21 protein-coding genes are annotated in these 21,848 nt (G+C 51.3%); 13 read left to right on the forward strand and 8 right to left on the reverse strand.

The window, feature by feature from the left end:
• Positions 1-215: 215 nt before the first annotated feature.
• Together OGY18_RS26465 and mdtD are read left to right on the forward strand one after the other, a co-directional pair.
• Positions 216-920 carry a FadR/GntR family transcriptional regulator gene (locus OGY18_RS26465; protein ID WP_003023753.1) on the forward strand — a complete coding sequence of 235 codons (705 nt, stop codon included), beginning with the start codon at positions 216-218 and terminating at the stop codon, positions 918-920.
• A gap of 1 nt (position 921) precedes the next feature.
• A complete protein-coding gene (gene mdtD, locus OGY18_RS26470) occupies positions 922-2,349 on the forward strand; it encodes a multidrug transporter subunit MdtD (RefSeq protein ID WP_286554950.1) in 1,428 nt (475 codons plus the stop codon).
• On the opposite strand, the gene rbsR is transcribed toward mdtD, so the two are convergent.
• From rbsR to kup, 7 genes are all read right to left on the reverse strand, one after another.
• A complete protein-coding gene (rbsR, locus tag OGY18_RS26475; RefSeq protein ID WP_003023757.1) occupies positions 2,315-3,307 on the reverse strand; it encodes a ribose operon transcriptional repressor RbsR in 993 nt (330 codons plus the stop codon). The two genes, mdtD and rbsR, sit on opposite strands and share 35 nt — an antisense overlap.
• A 3-nt stretch (positions 3,308-3,310) precedes the next feature.
• Entirely contained in the window at positions 3,311-4,240 is a 930-nt protein-coding gene (gene rbsK, locus OGY18_RS26480) for a ribokinase (RefSeq protein WP_003826997.1), read from the reverse strand.
• A gap of 141 nt (positions 4,241-4,381) precedes the next feature.
• Positions 4,382-5,272 carry a ribose ABC transporter substrate-binding protein RbsB gene (gene rbsB / locus OGY18_RS26485; protein WP_003023760.1) on the reverse strand — a complete coding sequence of 297 codons (891 nt, stop codon included), beginning with the start codon at positions 5,270-5,272 and terminating at the stop codon, positions 4,382-4,384.
• Positions 5,273-5,296: 24 nt separating this feature from the next.
• Positions 5,297-6,262 carry a ribose ABC transporter permease gene (gene rbsC, locus OGY18_RS26490; protein WP_003826999.1) on the reverse strand — a complete coding sequence of 322 codons (966 nt, stop codon included), beginning with the start codon at positions 6,260-6,262 and terminating at the stop codon, positions 5,297-5,299.
• A 5-nt stretch (positions 6,263-6,267) separates the two neighbouring features.
• Positions 6,268-7,773: a ribose ABC transporter ATP-binding protein RbsA gene (rbsA, locus tag OGY18_RS26495; protein WP_286554953.1), complete on the reverse strand. Its 1,506-nt coding sequence runs from the start codon at positions 7,771-7,773 to the stop codon at positions 6,268-6,270.
• A 7-nt stretch (positions 7,774-7,780) separates the two neighbouring features.
• The gene (gene rbsD / locus OGY18_RS26500) at positions 7,781-8,200 is read right to left on the reverse strand and encodes a D-ribose pyranase (RefSeq protein WP_148362643.1); all 420 of its coding nucleotides are present in this window, start codon (positions 8,198-8,200) and stop codon (positions 7,781-7,783) included.
• Positions 8,201-8,392: 192 nt separating this feature from the next.
• Entirely contained in the window at positions 8,393-10,261 is a 1,869-nt protein-coding gene (gene kup / locus OGY18_RS26505; RefSeq protein WP_003827003.1) for a low affinity potassium transporter Kup, read from the reverse strand.
• A gap of 329 nt (positions 10,262-10,590) precedes the next feature.
• On the opposite strand from kup, the gene ravA reads away from it, so the two are divergent.
• A complete protein-coding gene (gene ravA / locus OGY18_RS26510; RefSeq protein WP_148362644.1) occupies positions 10,591-12,087 on the forward strand; it encodes an ATPase RavA in 1,497 nt (498 codons plus the stop codon).
• Positions 12,081-13,532 carry an ATPase RavA stimulator ViaA gene (gene viaA / locus OGY18_RS26515; protein ID WP_079938806.1) on the forward strand — a complete coding sequence of 484 codons (1,452 nt, stop codon included), beginning with the start codon at positions 12,081-12,083 and terminating at the stop codon, positions 13,530-13,532. Before ravA ends, viaA begins: the two co-directional genes overlap by 7 nt.
• Before the next feature lie 3 nt (positions 13,533-13,535).
• On the opposite strand, the gene asnA is transcribed toward viaA, so the two are convergent.
• Positions 13,536-14,528, reverse strand: coding sequence for an aspartate--ammonia ligase (gene asnA, locus OGY18_RS26520; RefSeq protein WP_003827009.1), 993 nt, complete (start codon positions 14,526-14,528; stop codon positions 13,536-13,538).
• 151 nt (positions 14,529-14,679) lie between these two features.
• Between asnA and asnC the strand changes: the two genes are divergently transcribed.
• The 9 genes from asnC to atpH all read left to right on the forward strand — a co-directional run bounded on the left by asnC (position 14,680) and on the right by atpH (position 21,846).
• Entirely contained in the window at positions 14,680-15,138 is a 459-nt protein-coding gene (gene asnC / locus OGY18_RS26525; RefSeq protein ID WP_003023780.1) for a transcriptional regulator AsnC, read from the forward strand.
• A gap of 88 nt (positions 15,139-15,226) precedes the next feature.
• A complete protein-coding gene (gene mioC / locus OGY18_RS26530) occupies positions 15,227-15,676 on the forward strand; it encodes an FMN-binding protein MioC (RefSeq protein ID WP_003827013.1) in 450 nt (149 codons plus the stop codon).
• A gap of 372 nt (positions 15,677-16,048) precedes the next feature.
• A complete protein-coding gene (gene mnmG, locus OGY18_RS26535) occupies positions 16,049-17,938 on the forward strand; it encodes a tRNA uridine-5-carboxymethylaminomethyl(34) synthesis enzyme MnmG (RefSeq protein WP_003827014.1) in 1,890 nt (629 codons plus the stop codon).
• A 102-nt stretch (positions 17,939-18,040) separates the two neighbouring features.
• Positions 18,041-18,664, forward strand: a complete 624-nt coding sequence (gene rsmG, locus OGY18_RS26540; RefSeq protein WP_003827017.1) for a 16S rRNA (guanine(527)-N(7))-methyltransferase RsmG — start codon at positions 18,041-18,043, stop codon at positions 18,662-18,664.
• 614 nt (positions 18,665-19,278) lie between these two features.
• A complete protein-coding gene (gene atpI / locus OGY18_RS26545) occupies positions 19,279-19,659 on the forward strand; it encodes a F0F1 ATP synthase subunit I (RefSeq protein ID WP_003827019.1) in 381 nt (126 codons plus the stop codon).
• A gap of 7 nt (positions 19,660-19,666) precedes the next feature.
• On the forward strand, positions 19,667-20,482 hold the full coding sequence (gene atpB / locus OGY18_RS26550; RefSeq protein WP_003023792.1) for a F0F1 ATP synthase subunit A: 816 nt from the start codon (positions 19,667-19,669) through the stop codon (positions 20,480-20,482).
• Positions 20,483-20,528: 46 nt separating this feature from the next.
• Positions 20,529-20,768: a F0F1 ATP synthase subunit C gene (gene atpE, locus OGY18_RS26555; protein ID WP_003023794.1), complete on the forward strand. Its 240-nt coding sequence runs from the start codon at positions 20,529-20,531 to the stop codon at positions 20,766-20,768.
• Positions 20,769-20,827: 59 nt separating this feature from the next.
• Positions 20,828-21,298, forward strand: coding sequence for a F0F1 ATP synthase subunit B (gene atpF, locus OGY18_RS26560; RefSeq protein ID WP_003827022.1), 471 nt, complete (start codon positions 20,828-20,830; stop codon positions 21,296-21,298).
• A gap of 14 nt (positions 21,299-21,312) precedes the next feature.
• Entirely contained in the window at positions 21,313-21,846 is a 534-nt protein-coding gene (atpH, locus tag OGY18_RS26565) for a F0F1 ATP synthase subunit delta (RefSeq protein ID WP_003827024.1), read from the forward strand.
• The last annotated feature ends 2 nt before the right edge of the window (positions 21,847-21,848 follow it).

Genomic DNA, 21,848 nt, shown 5'->3' on the forward strand with positions numbered 1-21,848 from the left:
GCTTGTAATCCGTTGTTCCGTGTCAGTGGAGGCGCATTATAGGGAGTTATTTCAGGCTGACAAGGGGAAATTTAAAATAACTTTCCGAGTGCGTGTTTTTTCACCAAAACAACCATTAACATGCCATAAAATAAGCAAATTGCCGTTTTTGCAGCCGCAATCACACTTCCTGGTGGCATACTAATGAATAAGAAAAAGAGTAAGGAAGAACATTCATGCCGTTAAATGCCCAACAGCTAGCCGCACAGAAAAACTTGTCCTACGTTCTGGCCGAAAAGCTGGCTCAGCGAATATTAAAAGGTGAATACGCGCCGGGTGCGATATTGCCTGGCGAAATAGAGCTGGGCGATCAGTTTGGCGTGAGTCGCACCGCGGTAAGAGAAGCAGTAAAAACATTAACGGCAAAAGGTATGGTATTACCGCGCCCACGTATTGGTACACGCGTCATGCCGCAAGCAAACTGGAACTTCCTTGACCAGGAGCTGCTCACCTGGTGGATGACAGAAGATAATTTCCCGCAGGTCATTAAACATTTTCTGGTGATGCGTATCAGCCTGGAGCCTCAGGCGTGCTTACTGGCAGCGACCATAGGTACGGCTGAACAGAAAGCGCACCTCAACACGCTGATGGAAGAGATGGTCGAGCTGAAAAGAAACTTCAGACGCGAACGCTGGATTGAGGTTGATATCGCCTGGCATGAGCACATCTATGAAATGAGTGCGAATCCGTTCCTTATTTCCTTTGCATCTCTGTTCCATTCGGTTTACCAGACCTACTTTACCTCTATTACCTATAACGATGTGGTGAAACTGGATTTGCACCAGGCCATTGTCGACGCAATAGATGATAACGATGGCGATCGCGCCTTTGCTGCCTGTCAGGCATTGCTGATAGCACCGAACGTGCTACCGGATAAATAACATGTCAGAAAAGAAATCACGCAGTATGGCCGGGCTACCGTGGATAGCAGCCATGGCCTTTTTTATGCAGGCATTAGACGCCACGATCCTCAATACCGCCCTACCCGCAATAGCACATAGTCTTAACCGCTCTCCACTCGCCATGCAGTCGGCTATTATCAGCTATACCCTGACTGTCGCGATGCTGATCCCGGTAAGTGGTTGGCTGGCAGACCGATTTGGTACCCGACGCGTCTTTATGATTGCCGTTAGCCTGTTTACATTGGGATCGCTGGCCTGTGCGCTGTCCAGTTCCCTAAGCGAACTGGTGATTTTCCGTGTCATTCAGGGAATCGGTGGCGCCATGATGATGCCCGTTGCCCGTCTGGCGTTATTGCGTGCTTACCCCCGCAGCGAACTGCTTCCCGTGCTTAACTTCGTCACCATGCCAGGACTTGTGGGGCCGATTTTAGGTCCGGTATTGGGCGGTGTACTGGTTACATGGGCCAGTTGGCACTGGATCTTCCTGATTAATATTCCAATTGGCATTGCCGGTATCTTCTATGCCCGCAAATATATGCCGAACTTCACCACGCCACGCCGCAGTTTTGATATGACCGGTTTCTTTCTGTTTGGTTTGAGCCTGGTGTTGTTTTCCAGCGGCGTTGAATTGTTCGGTGAGAAGCTTGTCGAGACCTGGGTCGCACTCGGTATTATTCTTGCCAGTGTGTGGTTACTACTCGCCTATATTCGCCATGCGCGTCGCCACCCAACGCCGCTGATATCGCTTCCGATATTTAAGACTCGGACCTTTTCTGTTGGGATCGCCGGAAACCTCGCCACTCGCCTGGGCACAGGCTGCGTGCCCTTCTTAATGCCGCTGATGTTGCAGGTAGGATTTGGATATCCGGCTCTGATAGCCGGCTGCATGATGGCGCCAACAGCGTTAGGTTCAATTCTGGCAAAATCCATGGTGACGCAGGTTCTGCGCAAACTCGGCTACAGGACCACATTGGTGGGTGTTACGGTATTTATCGGCCTGATGATTGCGCAGTTCGCTTTGCAATCTCCTGCCATGCCGGTCTGGATGCTAATCCTGCCGTTGTTCATTTTAGGTATGGCGATGTCCACCCAGTTTACTTCAATGAATACCATCACTCTGGCGGATCTGACCGATGAAAACGCCAGCAGCGGCAACAGCGTATTGGCCGTTACTCAGCAGTTATCAATCAGTTTAGGGGTTGCCATCAGCGCCGCCGTTCTGCGTATCTATGAAGGTATGGAAGGAACCAATACGGTCGAGCAGTTCCACTACACCTTTATGACGATGGGCGCTATCACGGTAATATCCGCGCTGATGTTCATGCTGCTAAAAGCCAAAGATGGACGTAACCTGATCAAAGATCGGCACAAACCTAAACCGACCCCCGCTCCATCAGAACAGGAGTAAGCTGCAAACGCTGTTGCTGTAATGCGGGCTGCGCCATCCGGTGAATTAATACATCGATGGCCAGTTCGCCCAATTCATCTTTTGGTTGGTGGATGGTCGTCAGGGGCGGCGTCATATAGCGCGCCAGCTCGATATCATCGTAACCCACCACAGCCATATCCTGCGGAATGCGCAATCCTGACTGGTACAGAGCCTGATACGCGCCAACTGCCATTGCATCATTGCCTGTAAAAACGGCCTGCGGTCGCTGTTTATGCGACAGCAACGTTTGCATAGCTTCAAAGCCGCCGCCGAACTCAAAGTCACCGGTAATCTCGTAGCCTTCCGGAACAGGCAACCCCGCCCGCTTCATTGCTGCCCGATATCCTTCCAGACGCAAACGCGCCGGGGTTTTATCCAGCGGCCCGGTGATGCAGGCAATGCGCGTAAAACCTTTTTCGATAAGATGTTGCGTGGCTAAATCCCCGCCCAGCAAGGAATTATCCTGAATCAGATCGCTTTCACCATCAAAAGGCGACCAGTCCATCATCACGGTCGGTATAGAAGGATAACGCTGCATTATCTCTCTGGAAGGCTGATGTGTTTCGGTGCAGAGCAGCAACAAGCCGTCCACACGTTTTTGCATCAGAGTTTCCAGATTACGGTTCATGCGCTGTTCATCGCCTTCGGTATTGCACAGCACCAGACTGTAGCCGCGCTCAAAACAGCTACGTTCAACGCCGCGCACTAGTTCAGAATAGAAGGGATTGGTACTGGCAGTGATTAACATGCCAATCGTGCGGGTCTGGTTTAACTTGAGGCTACGCGCCAGCGCTGAGGGCGCGTAGTTCAGCGCTTTAATTGCAGCTTCTACTTTGTCAGTGACGGACTCACTGACAAAGCGATCTTTATTAATGACGTGAGAAACCGTCGACGTGGAAACACCCGCCAGGCGGGCGACGTCCTTCATTGTAGCCAAGCGTTACCTCTGTTGACTTAAAAACGCTTCTATTTCTTCGCGCCACGGAACGGAAGGCTGTGCGCCTTTACGGGTAACCGCTATCGCCGCAGCGGCATGCGCAAAACGGATCGCTTCAGGCAGCGGAGTCTCTTCCAGCAACGCTGTAATTAACGCGCCATTAAAGGTGTCTCCAGCGGCAATAGTATCAACGGCTTCCACTTTAAAACCGGGCACACGCTGACCTTCGCCATTAACGCTGGCCCACACACCGCGACTACCTAAAGTAATCAGTACAGTATGGATACCTTTAGCGTGCAATGCCTGCGCCGCTTTGGCCGCGTCTTCATCATTTTCGACCCGGATCCCCGTCAGCTTTTCAGCCTCGGTTTCATTCGGGGTAATAATATCCACCAGCGCCAGCAGTTCATCAGAAAGTTCACGTGCCGGTGCCGGGTTCAGGGCGACCATGGTCTTATTTTGATGTGCAATCTTTGCTGCAGTCAGTACGCTTTCGATCGGCGATTCTAACTGCATAAGTAAGGCGGACGCCTGAGCAATACGCTCATGCTGCGCTTCCACCAGCGCTGGCGAAAGAGCTGCGTTCGCTCCGGCATGAATGCCGATAACGTTCTCACCTTCACCATTCACAAAAATCAACGCCACACCGGTCGATTCCCCCGAAATTACGCTAATCGGCGCAATATCGATGTTATCTTTGGCTAACTGTTTACGTACACTTTCGCCAATATCATCATCGCCCGTACAGGCAATGAATGCGATATTCGCGCCACTACGACCCGCAGCAACAGCCTGATTCGCGCCTTTACCGCCAAATGCGACCTGATAATGGCTACCAGTTACGGTTTCACCAGGTGTCGGGAAAGAGTTAAGGTTAAGGATGTGATCGGCATTGATACTGCCAAGAACAACGAGGTTGCCTGCGGTTTTCATATTTGGTGTTCCAAGTCAAAGTGCGCCACCGGGTTAGGGTGGCGCGTGCCCTGCTTTTCTTTTTACGCTTTCATCCCCAAAATCAGATACGGGGATGGCGTATTTATGTCTCCATCAGGCCGCGAGCGACCTGAATCGGTATTACTGCTTGATGACCAGCTTCAGGTCAACCGGATATTTAGCCTGAACCTTCTCGCCTTTCAGGACTTTATCCGCAGTCTCAACGCCTTTCGCGCCGATCTGATCCGGCAACTGAGCAATAGTCGCAGCCAGTTTGCCATCATTTACTGCTTTTTCGCCATCTGGAGTGCCGTCAAATCCAACCACCATCACATCAGATTTACCCGCGGTTTGCAGTGCGCGCAGCGCACCCAGCGCCATTTCATCGTTCTGGGCAAATACGGCCTGCACATCAGGATGCGCGGTCAGCAGGTTCTGCATGACGTTCAGACCTTTGGTGCGGTCGAAGTCTGCCGGCTGGCTGGCCAGTACGTTAAATTTGTGTGCCGCAACGGCCTGCTGGAAACCTTCACCACGCTCACGCGCCGCTGAAGTTCCGGCAATCCCCTGCAGTTCGATAACTTTCGCGCCTTCACCGGCTTTCTTCGCGATGTAATCACCCGCAATTTTGCCACCCAACACGTTATCAGACGCAATGTGGCTTACCACTTCGCCTTTGGAGGCAACACGGTCAAGGGTAATAACCGGAATTTTTGCCTGGTTAGCCATCTTCACCGCATTACCAACGGCATCAGAGTCAGTCGGGTTGATCAGCAGAATTTTAGTTCCACGAACCGTTAAGTCCTGAACGTTAGCCAGCTCTTTCGCCGGGTTATTCTGCGAGTCCAGAATCACCAGGTTGTAACCCAGCTTATCCGCCTCTTTTTGCGCCCCATCCTTCAGAGAAACAAAGAACGGGTTGTTGAGGGTGGAGACCACCAGCGCAATGGTATCTTTCGCCATCGCATTCGCGCTCACGGTGGCGCTCAGCGCAACAGCAGAAACCAGGGTAGCCAGTTTTTTCATGTTCATATTTAAGATGTCCTGTAATCGTTGTTACTGCTTTTTGTTGTCTACCAGTACCGCCAGCAAAATCACCACCGCTTTGACGATCATCTGGTAATAGGAGGATACACCTAACAAATTCAAACCATTATTGAGGAAACCAAGAATCAATGCGCCGATCAGCGTCCCAACAATACGTCCTTTACCACCCGCCAGGCTGGTACCGCCTAACACCACCGCTGCGATCGCATCCAGCTCATAGCCAGTACCTGCTGTTGGTTGCGCAGAGGAGAGGCGCGCGACTTCAATGATGCCCGCCAGCGATGCCAGCAGACCGCACAGTGAGTAAACGATAATTTTGATTTTACTGACGCTGATACCAGACAAACGCGTTGCCGCTTCGTTACCGCCCAGCGCGTAGATATAACGGCCCAGACGAGTGTGGTGCAGCATGTACCACGCCGCGAGGAAGACAATCCCCATGATCCACACTGGCGTAGGGATGCCTAACGGACGACCAATACCAAACCAGCCAAACAGATCGGCATTGTCAGTAAATCCGGTATTAACCGGACTGCCGTTGGTGTACACCATGGTCACGCCGCGCAGCAGCAGCATCATCACCAGCGTTGCAATAAACGCCTGCACCCGACCTTTCGCAACAATCACCCCGGTGACTGCACCAATGGCAGCGCCGAGCGCCAGGGCTGCAGCAACAGCCACCAGCGCATTGACCTCAATCCCTACAATTGAAGCCGCAACCGCGCCGGTAAGCGCCAGCAAGGAACCGACGGACAGATCGATACCTGACGTCAGGATAACCAGCGTCATGCCAACGGCCATGATAGCGTTCACCGACGTTTGCTGGAGAATGTTGAAAAGGTTATTAACGGTAAAAAAGTTAGGGCTCATGGTGGAAACAATCGCGATCAGCACTAACAGAGCGATGAGCGACTTTTGCTCCAGAAGCCATGCTTTAGTGAAATAACGGCGACCAGAAACAGCCTGGGTAGTCATCTTTTTTACTCCTGATTCACGCGATTAAGCTTGCCCACAGCGGCAGCCATTAATACTTCCTGAGTGGCCTGCTCGCGAGTGAACTCACCGCCGAGATGCCCTTCATGCATAACGATAATTCGATCGCTCATGCCCAATACTTCTGGCATCTCAGAGGAGACCAGAATGATGCTCAGCCCGTCAGCCTTAAACTGGTTGATAAGCTGATAGATTTCTTTCTTGGCTCCAACGTCAACGCCGCGCGTTGGTTCATCAAGGATCAGCACTTTTGGCCGCGTCATCAGACCGCGCGCAATCGCCACTTTCTGCTGGTTACCACCGGACAGCAGGCCGATAGCCTGTTCCATTGATGGTGTTTTAACATTGAACAGACGAATAAAATCACCCACCGCCTGCTGCTCATCTTTATGTTTCAGGCTTCCACCGGCACGGCTGAAATAACGCAGTGCGGTCAGTGACATGTTCTCTTTCACCGACATGCCCAGCACTAAACCATCGCGTTTACGGTCTTCAGAAATATAGACGATGCCGTTAGCCAACCCATCCTGCGGCGAACAGGTAACCACTTCATGGCCATCAAGCGTGACGTAACCGCTGGTGCGCGGCAATGCGCCGTACAACACTTTCATCAGTTCGGTTCGTCCGGCCCCCATCAGCCCGGATACGCCAAGGATCTCGCCTTTACGCAGCGTGAACGAAACATTGTTTACGCCAGGGCCACACAGGTTATCGACCTTCAGGCGAATATCACCCGGCGCTTTTTCCAGGCGCGGGTATTGATCTTCCAGTTTACGTCCCACCATCATTTCAATCAGCGAGTCTTCGGTCAGCGAGGCAACTTCACGTTCGGCAATAAACTGCCCGTCACGGAAGACGGTTACGTCGTCGCAAATCTCGAAGATCTCTTTCATGCGGTGAGAAATATAGACAATGCCGCGTCCCTGGGATTTCAGTTCGCGAATGACGCGGAACAGGGATTCGGTTTCGGTATCGGTGAGGGCATCCGTCGGCTCATCCATAATGATGACTTTCGATTCAAAGCTCAGCACTTTGGCAATTTCGACCATCTGCTGATCGCCAATCGATAGCTCACCAACCAGTCTGTCGCTTTTAAAGCGCAGATTCAGTTTGGCGAGCAGCAGATCGGCTTCGGCGTACATCTTCTTCCAGTCAATTTTGCCAAAGCGATTCACAAACTCACGACCGAGAAAAATGTTCTCAGCGATGGTGAGTTGCGGGATCAGGTTCAGCTCCTGGTGGATGATGCCGATTCCAGCTTCCTGGGAGGATTTAGGGCCATTAAAGGTGGTTTCTTTCCCCAGCCACAATAAAGAACCGGCATCACGGGTATAGATCCCGGTCAGCACTTTCATCATGGTGGATTTGCCCGCGCCATTTTCGCCCACCAGCGCCATTACGCGGCCAGGGTAGACATTCAACGCGGCGCCGGATAGCGCTTTTACGCCCGGGAACGCTTTATCGATCCCTTTAAGTTGCAGTAATGCGTTCATGATGGCCTCAGAACGTGACGCCAGCACAGAGAATGATATTCGCATACGGAGAACATTCTCCGCTGCGAATTACCGCCTGACTGTCTGCGGTTTGTTTTTTGAATTGTTCATGCGTGGTGTAACGAATTTCTATGGTGTTTCCCTGGTGTTGTTGCAGTTGCTCAATGTGGCTGAGCAACGTTTCGTGGAGTTGCGGATTATGTTGTTTAATTTCCGACGCGAGAATGGCCGCCTCGACCTGCATTTCACGTGTGACCACATCCAGTACCTGCATAAAAGAAGGTATGCCCTGGGTTAATGCCATATCAATACGCGTTGTGCTGTTCGGGATGGGTAAACCTGCATCACACACCACCAGCGTATCGGTATGCCCCAGACGGGAGATCACCGTTGAAATTTCAGAGTTGAGTACCGTGCCTTTCTTCATTTTCTTTCCCCACTAGCGAAACGTTTCGCTGGAGATAAGTGTATTGCGAAGAGTGGACAGAAAACCACCGCGACGTTACGAAAATGTGATCGCCATCGAAACGTTTCGCAAGGATTATCATTCGATGAAATGAAAACTGAGAGGGGCAAAACAAAACGCCCCCTTTCGCGATGAAAGAGGGCGTCGATGAGATTAAATCTCTACCTGAGTACCAAGCTCAATAACCCGGTTCGGTGGGATTTCAAACTGGTCCGGCGCGCGCAGCGCGTTGCGCTGTAGCAGCAGATACAGCTTGCCGCGCAGACGCAGGTACCATGGCCGCTTGCCAACAATCAACGACTCATGCGACATGAAGAAGGACGTTTCCATCATCCGACAGCTTAAGCCTTCCAGACCGCAGCGATGGAACACTTCCTCCACGTTCGGCGTTTCGCGCCAACCGTAGCTGGCCACCACGCGCCAGAAGGTGGGCGATAACTGCTCAATCTGCACTCTACGCACGTTGTGAACATAGGGCGCATCTTCCGTGCGCAGCGTCAGCAGAATAACGCGCTCATGCAGCACCTTGTTATGCTTGAGGTTATGCAGAAGTGCAAACGGGATGACGTTCAGTGCGCGGGACATATACACCGCCGTTCCCGGCACGCGTACCGGTGGCGATTTCTCCAGAGAAGCAATCATCGCCTCCAGAGAGTTACCGTGCTCATGCATGCGACGCAGCAGACGGAAGCGTTCGCTTTTCCAGGTGGTCATGATGGTGAACATCACCAGACCCAGCGTCAGAGGCAGCCAACCGCCGGAAATAAGCTTATCGAGGTTCGCGGAGAACAGCGGAACATCGACGCACAAGAACGCCACCAGGATCAGGAAGACGAAGTATTTATTCCAGTGCCAGTTTTTGCGCGCCACGGTGGTCGACAGAATTGAAGTCAGTACCATCGTCCCCGTTACCGCAATCCCATACGCCGCAGCAAGATTACTGGAGTGTTCAAAGCTCACTATCACGATAACTACCGCAAAATAGAGCATCCAGTTAACGAAAGGAATGTAAATCTGGCCCGATTCCATTTCCGAGGTATGGATGATACGCATCGGCGATAAATACCCCAGACGTACGGCCTGACGCGTCAGCGAGAAGACGCCGGAGATAACCGCCTGAGAGGCGATGACCGTTGCCAGCGCGGCGAGGATCAACAATGGAATTAATGCCCAGTCCGGCGCCAGCAGGAAAAACGGGTTTTTGATTGCTTCAGGATGCTTTAACAGCAACGCGCCCTGCCCAAAATAGTTCAGCACCAGTGAAGGCAATACCACGGAGAACCATGCCAGACGAATCGGCAATTTACCGAAGTGGCCCATATCCGCATACAGCGCTTCAACACCGGTAATCGACAGCACCACCGCACCCAGCGCGATAAAGGACAGCGTTTTGAATTCGAGGAAGAAATGCACCGCCCAATACGGATTGAGCGCCTGCAGTACTTCCGGATTGCCAATAATACTGCGCACGCCTAATACCGCGAGCGTCAGGAACCATAGCAGCATAATCGGCGCAAACAGCTTACCGACCATACCGGTACCGTGTTTTTGAATCAAAAACAGCAGGGTCAGCACAATTATTGAGAGCGGAACAATCCAGGTATCCAGTTGCGGGGCAACTATCTCCAGACCTTCAATCGCAGACATCACCGAAATGGCTGGCGTAATCACCACTTCACCATAAAAGAAGCTGCCGCCTATCAATCCCATAATGACCAGCATGGAGGTTGTTCGCGCCGAGGTATTGCGCCCGGCCAATGACATCAGCGTCAGGATCCCGCCTTCTCCGGCGTTATCTGCGCGCATGACAAACGTCAGGTATTTAATGGAGACAACAAAGATCAGCAGCCAGAAAATCAGCGAGAGAAAACCAAATACGGCATCACGTTCAACGCCAAAACCAAACTGGCCGGACAAACATTCACGAAGCGTATAAAGTGGGCTGGTACCAATATCACCGTAGACAACCCCAATGGCCGCAAGGGTAATCGCAGACAATGATTGTTTATTATCAGTGCTCATAGACTCGTCTTTCGTTTATACACATCATCTTTCAAGCCACTCCGTGTGGGCTGCATTCGTTATTCCCCCCATCCCAGAAGAAAACTCCATTGCCGCCTTGGTGCAGCTTGATTGATTTGGTGTATATATAAGAAATGTGTGCGTCGTCCCTTGGCCCACAAAAAGGCGCACAGTATGCACGATTAATCACAAAATCGTACCCCTAAATGAGACCAGATTAATCTGGCTCAAAGAAAAATAAGCGCACCTTCAGTCTATTACTGCAATGGTGTGAAGCATCTATACTCGCAGTTTATGCAGTACATTTGGCGAAAGGACGCCACTTCATTATGGCTCACCCACATTTATTAGCGGAAAGAATTTCCCGTCTGAGCAATGCGCTGGAAAAGGGACTTTATGAACGTAGCCACGCCATTCGTCTGTGTCTGCTGGCAGCACTCAGCGGCGAGAGCGTTTTCTTATTAGGCCCCCCGGGGATCGCAAAAAGCTTAATTGCCCGCCGACTGAAGTTTGCCTTCCAAAACGCACGCGCTTTTGAATACCTGATGACGCGCTTCTCTACGCCCGAAGAGGTGTTTGGTCCGCTGTCCATTCAGGCGTTAAAAGACGAAGGTCGCTATGAACGCTTAACGGCGGGCTATCTTCCTGAAGCTGAAATCGTTTTTCTCGATGAAATCTGGAAAGCAGGCCCGGCAATTCTTAACACCCTGTTGACCGCCATTAACGAACGTCATTTCCGTAACGGCGCGTATGAAGAAAAAATTCCGATGCGTCTGCTGGTGGCTGCTTCCAACGAACTGCCTGAAGCCGACAGCAGCCTGGAAGCGCTGTACGACCGTATGCTGATTCGTCTGTGGCTGGATAAAGTTCAGGACAAGGCCAATTTCCGCTCCATGCTGTTAAGTCAGCAGGATGAAAGCGACAATCCGGTCCCGGCATCATTGCAGGTGACGGATGAAGAGTATCACCAGTGGCAAAAAGACATTAGTGCGATCAAGCTTCCCGATCGCGTGTTTGAGCTCATTTTCACGCTGCGCCAGCAGTTAGACGTGTTACCGAATGCTCCTTATGTGTCCGATCGTCGCTGGAAAAAAGCGATCCGCTTACTCCAGGCAAGTGCTTTCTTTAGCGGACGCGATGCGGTAGTACCTATCGACCTGATCCTGCTGAAAGATTGCCTGTGGTACGACGCGCAAAGCCTTAATCTGATGCAACAGCAGCTTGAAATATTGATGACCGGACACGCCTGGCAACAGCAAGCCATGCTGACGCGCCTGGGCAGCATTGTGCAGCGCCGCATTCAGCTCCAGCAGCAGCAAAGCGACAAAACGGCGTTCACGGTAATCCGTCAGGGCGGAATGTTCAGCCGTCGTCCTCATTATGATTTACCGCCAGAAGCCTCGTCTTCTGTCGTGACATTACTGCTGCAAAAGCCTTTAAAACTGCATGATATGGAGGTTATCCATATAGCTTTCGAACGTGGCGCACTGGAACTGTGGCTAACAAAAGGCGGTGAGATCCGCGGAAAACTAAACGGAATAGGCTTTGCCCAAACGCTGAATATGGAAGTCGATAGCGCACAGCATCTGGTTGTGCGCGATGTCAGTTTACAAGGTTCTCGCCTGGCGCTGCCGGGTGCTTCGCAAGAGAGTATGCCCGCAGAGATAAAACAGGAGCTTGAGGCGCTCGATAACGAGTGGCATCAGCAGCACAGCGCATTCAGCGAACAGCAAAAATGCCTGTTTATTCATAGCGACTGGTTAGGCCGCATTGAAGCCAGCCTGCAGGATGTCGGGGCGCAAATCCGCCAGGCGCAACAATGCTGACCCTTGATACACTCAACATCATGCTGGCAGTCAGCGAAGAGGCGATGATCGAAGAGATGATCGTCGCCCTGCTGGCTTCTCCAAAGATGGTGGTCTTTTTTAAAAAATTCCCGCGCCTCAAAAAAGCGATCGCTGAAGATATACCGCGCTGGCGTGAATCTTTGCGTAGCCGCCTCAAAGATACCCATGTGCCGCCAGAGTTAGCAGAAGAGGTCATTTGTTATCAACAAAGCCAGCTCCTCTCTCATGCGCAGTTTATCGTTCAGCTACCGCAAATATTATCGCTATTGCACCGCCTCCATTCGCCGTGGGCCGGGCAAGCGCAGCAACTGGTCAATGACAACAGCACCTTTACGCCCGCCCTACATACGCTTTTTCTCCAGCGCTGGCGCCTGAGCCTGGTGGTGCAAACCACAACGCTTAATCAGCAACTGCTGGAAGAAGAGCGCGAGCATTTGCTCAGTGAAGTACAAGAACGGATGACCCTCAGCGGGCAACTGGAACCCGTTCTGGCAGAAAATGACAACGCAGCAGGCCGGTTGTGGGATATGAGCGCGGGCCAAATCAAGCGCGGTGATTATCAGTTGATGGTGAAATACGGCGAATTTCTGACGCAACAACCCGAACTCCAGCGCCTGGCCGAACAGTTAGGTCGTTCCAGAGAGGCGAAATCCGTGCCGCGTAAAGATGCGCCAATGGAAACCTTCCGTACGCTGGTGCGCGAACCGGCAACCGTCCCGGAGCAGGTGGATGGCATCCAGCAAAGTGACGATATCCTGCGCCTGCTACCGCCAGAGCTGGCCACGCTGGGCATTACCGAACTGGAATACGAGTTCTACCGACGGCTGGTGGAAAAGCAACTGCTCACCTACCGCCTGCACGGCGAAGCATGGCGTGAGAAAGTAACGGAACGTCCGGTGGTGCATCAGGATTTTGACGAGCAGCCGCGCGGGCCTTTTATCGTCTGCGTTGATACCTCGGGATCGATGGGCGGATTTAATGAGCAGTGTGCGAAAGCCTTTTGCCTGGCGCTAATGCGCGTTGCCCTTGCCGATAACCGGCGCTGTTTCATTATGCTGTTTTCAACAGAAGTGGTGCGCTATGAGCTTTCCGGTCCGGAGGGCATCGAGCAGGCGATCCGCTTTTTAAGTCAGCGCTTTCGTGGCGGCACTGATATTGCCAGCTGTTTTCGCGCCATTATTGAACGCATGCAGGGTCGGGAATGGTTTGATGCCGATGCGGTGGTTATCTCAGATTTTATCGCTCAGCGATTGCCCGATGAAGTAGTCAGCAAAGTGGGAGAATTACAGCGGGTGCACCAGCACCGTTTTCATGCGGTAGCGATGTCAGCACATGGCAAACCCGGCATCATGCGCATTTTCGATCATATCTGGCGCTTTGATACCGGGATGCGAAGCCGCCTGCTCAGACGCTGGCGGCGTTAATTGTTACAGCAGAGAAGCGACGCTTTCACGTACCTGGGCCGGCCATACGCCACACTGAACCTGACCAATGTGCGGTAATTGCAGCAACAGCATGGTCAGACGCGACTGCCCAATGCCGCCACCAATTGTCTGCGGCATTTCACCGCGCAGCAGCGCCTGGTGCCACTCCAGACTCAGGCGATCTTCATCACCGGTCAGAGACAGCTGGTGTTTCAGGGCGTCAGCATCCACACGGATCCCCATAGAAGACAGCTCAAACGCATCTTCCAGAACCGGGTTCCAGACCAGAATATCACCGTTCAGACCGGCATGACCCAGCTCGGACGCTGAACTCCAGTCATCATAATCCGGCGCACGTACGTCATGACGGTGACCGTCACTGAGCTTGCCGCCGATCCCCACCAGGAATACCGCACCCAGCTCTTTAGCGATCGCACGTTCACGACCTTTTGCATCAAGATCCGGATAACGAGATAACAGCTCCTGGCTATGAACAAAGTGGATCTGCTCTGGCAGGAACGGTGCCAGACCAAACTCTTTGCTAACCGCAGCTTCGGTGGCCTTAATTCCCGCCCAGATAGCCTCTACCGTGCTTTTCAGAGTGGAGAATTGACGCTCACCGTCGCCCATCACGCGCTCCCAGTCCCACTGGTCAACGTACACTGAGTGCAGCGGGGAGAGGCGATCTTCATCGGGACGCAGGGCTTTCATGTGCGTGTACAGCCCCTCGCCTGCGCTAAAGTCGTGTTGTCCTAACGTTTGACGCTTCCACTTCGCCAGTGAATGAACCACTTCGAATTGAGCGTCTGGCAATGCTTTAACCTTCACCTGCACCGCTTTTTCACAGCCTGACAAGTTATCCTGCGTGCCATCTCCAACGCGGCTGAGGATCGGCGCCTGAACTTCGATCAGGCCTAAACGCTCTTCCAGCTGGCGAGAAAAATGAGATTTTACGAAGCTAATTTGACGTTGTTTGGCAATGTAAGCGGTTTTCATTATGTGTACTCCTGTGTCCTGTTGCCTATGATTAAGCAACAGAATGGAGGTAATATTCAATAATCAACAAACAAAAAGCCGACTTCGATTTTGATTCGTTAAAAATTACGTCTAAAATAGAGGGAATCATTAATCTACATAAGAAAAACCTATGGAAAATTATCAGATCGACAATCTGGACCGCGGCATTCTTGACGCCTTAATGGAAAATGCTCGTACCGCCTACGCAGAATTAGCCAAACAGTTCGGCGTCAGCCCAGGAACAATTCACGTTCGCGTAGAAAAGATGAAGCAGGCGGGGATTATTACCGGCGCGCGGATTGATGTCAGTCCCAAACAATTGGGTTATGACGTCGGCTGCTTTATCGGCATCATCCTGAAAAGTGCGAAAGACTATCCGTCAGCGCTGGCCAGACTGGAAAGCCTCGATGAAGTGACCGAAGCGTATTACACCACCGGGCACTACAGCATCTTTATTAAGGTGATGTGCAAGTCGATCGACGCATTGCAGCAGGTACTTATCAACAAGATCCAAACAATTGACGAAATTCAGTCCACTGAAACCCTGATCGTCCTGCAAAACCCGATCATGCGTACCATCAAGCCATGATCGGTTTTTTTAATCCCCTATTTTTCCACAGGTAGATCCCAGCTCGCTCACAGCGTACAATACGCCCTCTTTATAAAGGTGGGCGATCATGGCAGACATCACTCTTATCAGCGGTAGTACGCTTGGCAGTGCGGAATATGTAGCAGAGCATCTGGCTGAAAAGCTGGACGACGCTGGTTTTTCCAGCGAAATACTGCATGGGCCAATGCTTGAAGAGGTTCCGACTGACGGGATCTGGCTGATTATCAGCTCCACGCACGGTGCGGGAGATATTCCTGACAACCTACAGCCTTTATATGATGCGTTACGCGAGCAAAAGCCGGACCTGTCACAAGTGCGCTTTGGTGCAATCGGGATAGGCAGTCGTGAATATGACACCTTTTGCGGCGCAATCGACAAGCTGGAAGCCGAATTGAAGGCCTGTGGGGCAAAACAGATCGGCGAAACACTCAGGATCAACGTACTGGAACATGAAATTCCGGAAGATCCGGCTGAAATTTGGCTGGGATCGTGGCATCCGTTGCTCAGAGATTTGTAAAGATCGTACTTTTTTATGTGGATAACTCTGGTTAAAAGCTTGGATCAACCGGTAGTTATCCCAAGAACAACCGTTGTTCAGTTTTTGAGTTGTGCATAACCCTTCATTCTGATCCCAGCTTATACGGACCAGGATCACCGATCATTCACAGCTAATGATCCTCAGCAACCTGTTGATCTTACTTAAAGGATCGTCCTTATCCACAGAAAGGTGCGATCCTAATAAGAGATCACAATAAAACAGATCTCTAAATAAAAAGATCTTCTTTTTAATACCCAGGATCCCAGGTCTTTCTCCATCGACTAAAGTTGAGTAGAATCCACGGCCCGGGCTTCAATCCATTTTCACACCGCGTTATGCGAGGCAATTACCATGTTTTATCAGGATCCTTTTGACGTCATCATCATTGGCGGGGGTCATGCAGGCACCGAGGCCGCAATGGCCGCGGCGCGAATGGGTCAACAGACTCTGCTTTTGACACACAATATCGACACTCTGGGGCAGATGAGCTGCAACCCGGCGATCGGCGGTATTGGGAAGGGACACCTGGTAAAAGAAGTGGATGCGCTTGGTGGGTTGATGGCAAAAGCGATCGACCACGCAGGTATCCAGTTTAGGATACTAAACGCAAGCAAAGGGCCAGCCGTTCGCGCTACCCGAGCTCAGGCCGATCGTGTGCTCTATCGCCAGGCGGTACGCACTGCGCTGGAGAATCAACCCAACCTGATGATCTTCCAGCAGGCGGTTGAAGATCTGATTGTCGAAAACGATCGCGTTGTGGGTGCAGTAACCCAAATGGGACTGAAGTTCCGTGCCAAAGCGGTCGTATTAACCGTGGGGACTTTCCTCGACGGCAAAATTCATATTGGTCTGGATAACTACAGCGGTGGCCGCGCTGGCGATCCGCCGTCCATCCCGCTGTCACGCCGTCTGCGTGAACTGCCGCTGCGCGTCAGCCGCCTGAAAACCGGTACACCGCCGCGTATCGATGCGCGCACGATTGATTTCAGCGTGCTCGGCCAGCAAAACAGCGATAACCCGATGCCGGTCTTCTCATTCCTGGGCGATGCTTCTCAACATCCGCGCCAGATGCCGTGTTACATCACGCATACCAATGAGAAAACCCATGACGTGATCCGCAATAACCTCGATCGTAGCCCAATGTACGCTGGCGTGATCGAAGGTATCGGCCCACGCTACTGCCCGTCGATCGAAGATAAAGTGATGCGCTTTGCCGATCGTAACCAGCATCAGATCTTCCTCGAACCGGAAGGGCTGACCTCTAACGAAATTTACCCGAATGGCATCTCCACCAGCCTGCCGTTCGATGTGCAGATGCAAATTGTCCGCTCCATGCAGGGGATGGAAAATGCCAGAATCGTCCGCCCTGGCTACGCGATTGAGTATGATTTCTTCGATCCGCGTGATCTAAAACCTACTCTGGAAAGCAAATTCATCCAGGGTCTGTTCTTTGCGGGCCAGATTAACGGTACAACTGGTTATGAAGAAGCCGCCGCACAAGGCATGCTGGCTGGTCTGAACGCCGCGCGTTTGTCTGCTGAAAAAGAGGGGTGGGCACCGCGTCGCGATCAGGCTTATCTTGGCGTGCTGGTGGACGACCTGTGTACGCTGGGTACCAAAGAACCGTACCGTATGTTCACATCTCGCGCTGAATACCGTTTGATGCTGCGTGAAGATAACGCCGACCTGCGTCTGACCGAAATTGGTCGTGAACTGGGTCTGGTGGACGATGAGCGCTGGGCTCGCTTCAACGAGAAACTGGAGCGTATCGAACAGGAACGCCAACGTCTTAAATCAACCTGGGTGAATCCGTTAGCGGAGTCCGCAGCAGAAGTGAATGCTCACCTGGCTACACCTCTGTCACGTGAAGCGAGCGGTGAAGATCTGCTGCGTCGCCCGGATATGACCTATGCTCAGTTGACCTCTTTATCTGCGTTCGCACCCGCGCTTGATGATGCTCAGGCCGCAGAACAGGTTGAGATTCAGGTGAAATACGAAGGGTATATTGCCCGTCAGCTGGAAGAAATTGAAAGACAACAGCGCAATGAAAACACCCTGTTGCCTGCAACGCTGGATTATCGCCAGGTTTCTGGCTTGTCGAATGAAGTTATCGCTAAGCTGAACGATCACAAACCCGTCTCGATCGGTCAGGCATCGCGTATTTCCGGCATAACGCCTGCCGCCATCTCCATTCTGCTGGTATGGCTGAAAAAACAAGGTATGCTGCGCCGCAGCGCTTGATAACACTATTTTGGCGGGGGCGCTTCGCTTGCCCGCCGTACGAATTTGTAGGCCCGATAAGCGAAAGCGCATCGGGCATTTGATTATTAACAGGTAACGACCGTGCTCAACAAACTCTCTCGTCTGCTGGCTGATGCCGGTATTTCTCTTACCGATCACCAGAAAAATCAGCTGATTGCGTATGTCGATATGCTGCACAAATGGAACAAAGCGTACAACCTGACGTCGGTGCGGGATCCCAACGAAATGCTGGTACGCCATATTCTGGACAGCATTGTCGTTGCACCGTATCTGAAGGGTGAGCGTTTTATCGATGTAGGTACGGGACCGGGCCTGCCGGGAATTCCGCTTTCTATCGTGCGCCCAGAAGCGCATTTCACACTGCTCGATAGCCTGGGAAAACGTGTTCGTTTCTTGCGTCAGGTGCAGCATGAGCTTGCGCTTACTAACATCACTCCAGTGCAAAGCCGTGTTGAAGAATTTCCTTCAGAACCGCCGTTTGATGGGGTGATTAGCCGTGCTTTCGCTTCACTCAATGATATGGTTAGCTGGTGTCACCATTTGCCGGGCCAGAATGGGCGTTTTTATGCGCTAAAAGGGCAGTTGCCTGCAGATGAAATTGATTCGCTGCCAGCAGAATTCAGCGTTGAGTCCGTCGAAAAATTACGCGTTCCGCAGTTGGATGGTGAACGTCATTTGGTGGTTATTAAGCCAAACAAAATTTAATTTTTATCAAAAAAAATAGAGAAAAAACGGCTTTTCAGGTGTTAAAAGTCATAGGTAATAGTGTGGTTAAATGTCGTTACATTTCACTAGTGCCTTACGGTTTTGCATCATAACTATAACGTACCGTTTTTTGTTAAAAGCGAAACAAGTCAGCTGTGAAAATATCAGTCTGCTAAAAATAGAACGTAAGAATCACCGTTCGTGTTAATTTTTTATTATAAATGTCAATGAGCGGTTTTTTTGTTGTTAGGCGTTGTTTTTGAAATAGTGGCTATTTTTACGCTTAAATATCAAAAAGATGAAAAGGCATCAATTGCCACGTAAATAAATTATGCGAAGGTGAATATGTTCAATATGTGATCTGGTGCACGCTTTGACGCCAGTGTTTTCGCGGTATTTGCAGTTTTGCATGATCGTTCACAGTTTGCCTAAAAGTAATAAATGTGGGGCAGCGAAAAATATTTAAACATTTATTCACTTTTTAGCTACTTATTGTTTGAAATCACGAAGGCGCACCGTATAATTTGTCCGCTTTTTGATGCTTGACTCTAAGCCATAAAGAACGTTTTATACGACACGCGGCATACCTCGAAGGGAGCAGGAGTAAAAACGTGATGTCTATGTCGCTCTTGAGTCGAAACGTTGCTCGTAAGCTTTTGCTCACACAGCTTCTGGTTGTAATAGCAAGTGGATTGCTGTTTAGCCTCAAAGACCCTTTCTGGGGCATCTCCGCGTTGTGTGGAGGATTGGCAGTGTTACTGCCTAATGTGTTGTTTATGATATTTGCCTGGCGTCACCAGGTACATACACCAGCGAAGGGCCGAGTAGCCTGGTCGTTCGCTTTCGGCGAAGCCTTCAAGGTATTAGCGATGCTGGTGTTGTTGGTGGTGGCGTTGGCTGTTTTGAAAGCGGTATTCATGCCGCTGATCGTTACGTGGGTTTTGGTGCTGGTGGTTCAGATACTGGCGCCGGCTGTAATTAACAACAAAGGGTAAAGGCATCATGGCTTCAGAAAATATGACGCCGCAGGATTACATAGGACACCATCTGAATAACCTTCAGTTGGACCTACGTACATTCTCGCTGGTGGATCCGCACAACCCCCCAGCCACCTTCTGGACGCTCAATATTGACTCCATTTTCTTCTCGGTGGTTCTGGGTCTGTTGTTCCTGCTTATGTTCCGTAGCGTAGCCAAAAAGGCGACCAGCGGCGTACCAGGTAAATTTCAGACCGCGATTGAGCTGGTAATCGGCTTTGTGCATGGTAGCGTGAAAGACATGTACCATGGCAAAAGCAAGCTGATTGCTCCGCTGGCCTTGACGATTTTCGTCTGGGTATTCCTGATGAACTTGATGGATTTGCTGCCTATCGACCTGCTGCCGTACATCGGTGAGCATATCTTTGGCCTACCGGCTCTGCGTGTGGTTCCGTCTGCTGACGTGAACATCACCCTGTCGATGGCGCTGGGCGTATTTATCCTCATTCTGTTCTACAGCATCAAAATGAAAGGCATCGGTGGCTTCGCGAAAGAGTTGACGCTGCAGCCGTTCAATCACTGGGCGTTCATCCCTGTCAACTTAATCCTTGAAGGGGTAAGCCTGCTGTCCAAACCAATCTCTCTTGGTCTGCGACTGTTCGGCAACATGTATGCCGGTGAGCTGATTTTCATTCTGATTGCTGGTCTGTTGCCGTGGTGGTCACAGTGGATCCTGAATGTGCCTTGGGCCATTTTCCACATACTGATTATCACGCTGCAAGCCTTCATATTTATGGTTCTGACGATTGTCTATCTGTCGATGGCATCTGAAGAGCATTAATTTACCAACACTACTACGTTTTAACTGAAACAAACTGGAGACTGTCATGGAAAACCTGAATATGGATCTGCTGTACATTGCTGCCGCTGTGATGATGGGTCTGGCGGCAATCGGTGCTGCGATCGGTATCGGCATCCTCGGGGGTAAATTCCTGGAAGGCGCAGCGCGTCAACCGGATCTGATTCCTCTGCTGCGTACTCAGTTCTTTATCGTTATGGGTCTGGTGGATGCAATCCCAATGATCGCTGTAGGTCTGGGTCTGTACGTGATGTTTGCTGTCGCGTAGTAAGCGTTGCTTGAATTAAGAGCAATATCAGAACGTTAACTAGATAGAGGCATTGTGCTGTGAATCTTAACGCAACAATCCTCGGCCAGGCCATCGCGTTTGTCCTGTTCGTTCTGTTCTGCATGAAGTACGTATGGCCGCCTTTAATGGCTGCCATCGAAAAACGTCAAAAAGAAATTGCTGACGGCCTTGCTTCTGCAGAACGAGCACATAAGGATCTTGACCTTGCAAAGGCCAGCGCGACCGACCAGCTGAAAAAAGCGAAGGCGGAAGCTCAGGTAATCATCGAGCAGGCGAACAAACGCCGTGCTCAGATCCTGGACGAAGCTAAAACTGAAGCAGAGCAGGAACGTACTAAAATCGTGGCACAGGCGCAGGCGGAAATTGACGCCGAGCGTAAACGTGCTCGCGAAGAGCTGCGTAAGCAAGTTGCTATCCTGGCTGTTGCTGGCGCCGAGAAGATCATCGAACGTTCCGTGGATGAAGCTGCTAATAGCGACATCGTGGACAAACTTGTCGCTGAACTGTAAGGAGGGAGGGGCTGATGTCTGAATTTATTACGGTAGCTCGCCCCTACGCCAAAGCAGCTTTTGACTTTGCCGTTGAGCACCAAAGCATTGACCGTTGGCAGGATATGTTGACGTTCGCCGCTGAGGTGACAAAAAACGAACAAATGGCAGAGCTTCTCTCTGGCGCGCTGGCGCCGGAAACGCTCGCTGAGTCGTTTATCGCCGTGTGCGGTGAGCAGCTGGACGAAAGCGGCCAAAACCTGATTAGGGTTATGGCTGAAAATAACCGTCTGAATGCGCTCCCGGATGTTCTTGAGCAGTTTATTCACCTGCGTGCAGCCAGTGAGGCTATCTCTGAGGTAGAAGTCACTTCTGCCAATGCACTGAGTGATGAACAGCTTACGAAGATTAGTGCTGCGATGGAAAAACGTCTGTCACGCAAAGTTAAGCTGAATTGCAAAATCGATAAGTCTGTAATGGCAGGCGTAATCATCCGAGCGGGTGATATGGTCATTGATGGCAGCGTACGCGGCCGTCTTGAGCGCCTTGCAGACGTCTTGCAGTCTTAAGG

Origin of the sequence: Citrobacter sp. Cpo142 (assembly GCF_030332425.1) — a bacterium.
GTDB classification, from domain to species: domain Bacteria; phylum Pseudomonadota; class Gammaproteobacteria; order Enterobacterales; family Enterobacteriaceae; genus Citrobacter; species Citrobacter portucalensis.

What these genes read in the sequence shown, in the direction of transcription:
- rbsC (WP_003826999.1), bottom strand. Translation starts at nt 6,262, where the DNA reads ATGACTACCCAGGCTGTTTCTGGTCGCCGTTATTTCACTAAAGCATGG.
- ravA (WP_148362644.1), top strand. Translation starts at nt 10,591, where the DNA reads ATGGCTCACCCACATTTATTAGCGGAAAGAATTTCCCGTCTGAGCAAT.
- kup (WP_003827003.1), bottom strand. Translation starts at nt 10,261, where the DNA reads ATGAGCACTGATAATAAACAATCATTGTCTGCGATTACCCTTGCGGCC.
- mioC (WP_003827013.1), top strand. Translation starts at nt 15,227, where the DNA reads ATGGCAGACATCACTCTTATCAGCGGTAGTACGCTTGGCAGTGCGGAA.
- viaA (WP_079938806.1), top strand. Translation starts at nt 12,081, where the DNA reads ATGCTGACCCTTGATACACTCAACATCATGCTGGCAGTCAGCGAAGAG.
- atpI (WP_003827019.1), top strand. Translation starts at nt 19,279, where the DNA reads ATGTCTATGTCGCTCTTGAGTCGAAACGTTGCTCGTAAGCTTTTGCTC.
- atpE (WP_003023794.1), top strand. Translation starts at nt 20,529, where the DNA reads ATGGAAAACCTGAATATGGATCTGCTGTACATTGCTGCCGCTGTGATG.
- rbsA (WP_286554953.1), bottom strand. Translation starts at nt 7,773, where the DNA reads ATGAACGCATTACTGCAACTTAAAGGGATCGATAAAGCGTTCCCGGGC.
- mdtD (WP_286554950.1), top strand. Translation starts at nt 922, where the DNA reads ATGTCAGAAAAGAAATCACGCAGTATGGCCGGGCTACCGTGGATAGCA.
- OGY18_RS26465 (WP_003023753.1), top strand. Translation starts at nt 216, where the DNA reads ATGCCGTTAAATGCCCAACAGCTAGCCGCACAGAAAAACTTGTCCTAC.
- rbsB (WP_003023760.1), bottom strand. Translation starts at nt 5,272, where the DNA reads ATGAACATGAAAAAACTGGCTACCCTGGTTTCTGCTGTTGCGCTGAGC.
- asnC (WP_003023780.1), top strand. Translation starts at nt 14,680, where the DNA reads ATGGAAAATTATCAGATCGACAATCTGGACCGCGGCATTCTTGACGCC.
- atpB (WP_003023792.1), top strand. Translation starts at nt 19,667, where the DNA reads ATGGCTTCAGAAAATATGACGCCGCAGGATTACATAGGACACCATCTG.
- mnmG (WP_003827014.1), top strand. Translation starts at nt 16,049, where the DNA reads ATGTTTTATCAGGATCCTTTTGACGTCATCATCATTGGCGGGGGTCAT.
- asnA (WP_003827009.1), bottom strand. Translation starts at nt 14,528, where the DNA reads ATGAAAACCGCTTACATTGCCAAACAACGTCAAATTAGCTTCGTAAAA.
- rbsD (WP_148362643.1), bottom strand. Translation starts at nt 8,200, where the DNA reads ATGAAGAAAGGCACGGTACTCAACTCTGAAATTTCAACGGTGATCTCC.
- rbsK (WP_003826997.1), bottom strand. Translation starts at nt 4,240, where the DNA reads ATGAAAACCGCAGGCAACCTCGTTGTTCTTGGCAGTATCAATGCCGAT.
- atpH (WP_003827024.1), top strand. Translation starts at nt 21,313, where the DNA reads ATGTCTGAATTTATTACGGTAGCTCGCCCCTACGCCAAAGCAGCTTTT.